This window comes from Binatus sp. (SeqCode) (assembly GCF_036522015.1).
In the GTDB taxonomy this organism is placed as follows: domain Bacteria; phylum Desulfobacterota; class Binatia; order Binatales; family Binataceae; genus Binatus.
In genome coordinates this window covers 1-1,613 of sequence record NZ_DATDGQ010000365.1, presented here as the reverse complement: position 1 = coordinate 1,613, position 1,613 = coordinate 1, and the positions used below count along the sequence as shown (strand labels likewise).

Here is a 1,613-nt window from a genome sequence, read left to right as displayed (position 1 = left end):
GTCCTCGTGAAACACCAACTGGTCGTCGGCGCCAATCCGCTTGAGGAAATCGAGCGTCTCACCGTAACAACCCATCAGTACGTGCTGTCCGTTGTCGACGAAATCTCCAGTGTCCGGATCGGCGAACGAATACGCGCGCCCGCCGAGCGCCGGTTTCCCTTCGAGCACCGTGACCCGCACGCCATGCTCCGCTAGCGCGACCGCCGCGCTGAGTCCCGCGAATCCGGCGCCGATCACGACTGCATCTTTCGCCGCCGATGCCATCTATCCGCGCAGCGAGCTGAAGCGCCCCTCTGCCCATGCGCGGCCGACCAAGTACAGCTTGTGCGGAGCAGAAAGGCTGTGGCGGCGGTCGAGCACGCGATAGTTCGATTTGATGATTCGTTCGAGCAGGGCGGCGTAGATGAGCCGCATGGCCTCTGCCGTCAGCAGTGTCGCGCGATCTTCCAGCGCGAGTTCGCTCTGCGCCAATGCGTAAAGTTCCCGCGCGCGTCTCGCCTCGAAGTCCATCAGGTTGACGAAGTTAGGCGAGTACACGCCGCCGAGAATTTCCTGCTCGCTCACGTTGAAGCGCGCAAGGTCTTCCAGCGGCAGATAAATCCGGCCGCGCTCGGCGTCCTCGCGCACGTCACGCAGAATGTTGGTTAGCTGAAGCGCAAGTCCGAGGTTCTCCGCGTACAGCTTCGCCGCCGGATTGCGATAGCCGAAAATCTCGATGCAAATGAGACCCAGCGCCGACGCGACGCGATAGCAGTACGGCCGCAGCTCGTCCCAGGTTTGATAGCGCTTGCGCGAGAGGTCCATCTCAACGCCGTTGATGATTTCCTCGAACAGCTCGCGCGGAATCTTGAATCGTCGCGCGCTGTCGGCGAGCGCGCGAGAGAGCGCGCGCGTCGGCGCGCCTGAATATACGCGCTCAAGTTCCTCGCGCCATCGCTTGAGCAATAGCGCCGGCTCGCGAATCGATTCGTCGTCGGCGATATCGTCGATGAAACGGCAGAATGCATATACGGCGTAGAGCCCGCGGCGCCGCTCAGGCGGCAGCAAAATGAACGCGTAGTAGAAACTCGACCGCGAGCGCCGGGTGACCTGCGCACAGCGTTCGTAGTCGGCGTCGAGCGACGCGCCGCCGCGGCCGCTTGCCTCTTCAAGGCCGGAGGCGCCGCCCTCAGGCTTCAAGTCGTCCACGCAGAGCGCTCCATCCAAGTTTCAGGTAGTCGAGTTTCGCGAGTTCCGGACGCCTCCGGAACACCTCGTAGTTGACGCGATCGATCGCGCGCAATATCGCCAGCCCGCCGCCCGCGAACATCACGATGTCCCGCCGCAGCCGCTGGTCCACGCGCTTGTGCAATTCCCCTCCCTCAACCAGCATCGCGCGCGCAACTCCCACTTCATGGCGCATCAAATCGATGAACTCGCGCGAAGACGTATTCGCGGCTAGGTCGGCCGGCGTCACGCCGAATCGTTCCATGTCGCGGCGCGGAAAATAAATTCGTCCCTTGTCGAGATCGATCGCGACGTCCTGCCAGAAATTCGCGAGCTGCAATCCTGTGCAGACCAGGTCCGACAGATGCTGCCGTTCGGCGTCGCGATAGCCAAACAAATAGAGCACC

At 62.6% G+C, this 1,613-nt stretch carries 3 protein-coding genes; all 3 read right to left on the bottom strand.

All coding sequences use genetic code 11. The annotated features are described in order from the left end of the window. The coding region (locus tag VIW95_RS15485; protein ID WP_331588153.1) for an FAD-dependent oxidoreductase at positions 1–264 on the bottom strand (264 nt) is incomplete at its 3' end. Continuing rightward, a complete protein-coding gene (gene hpnD / locus VIW95_RS15480; protein ID WP_331588150.1) occupies positions 265–1,188 on the bottom strand; it encodes a presqualene diphosphate synthase HpnD in 924 nt (307 codons plus the stop codon). It lies immediately after the preceding gene. Further along, on the bottom strand, positions 1,169–1,613 hold a 445-nt coding region (locus VIW95_RS15475; RefSeq protein ID WP_331588148.1), incomplete at its 5' end, for a squalene/phytoene synthase family protein. The genes hpnD and VIW95_RS15475, both read right to left, overlap by 20 nt.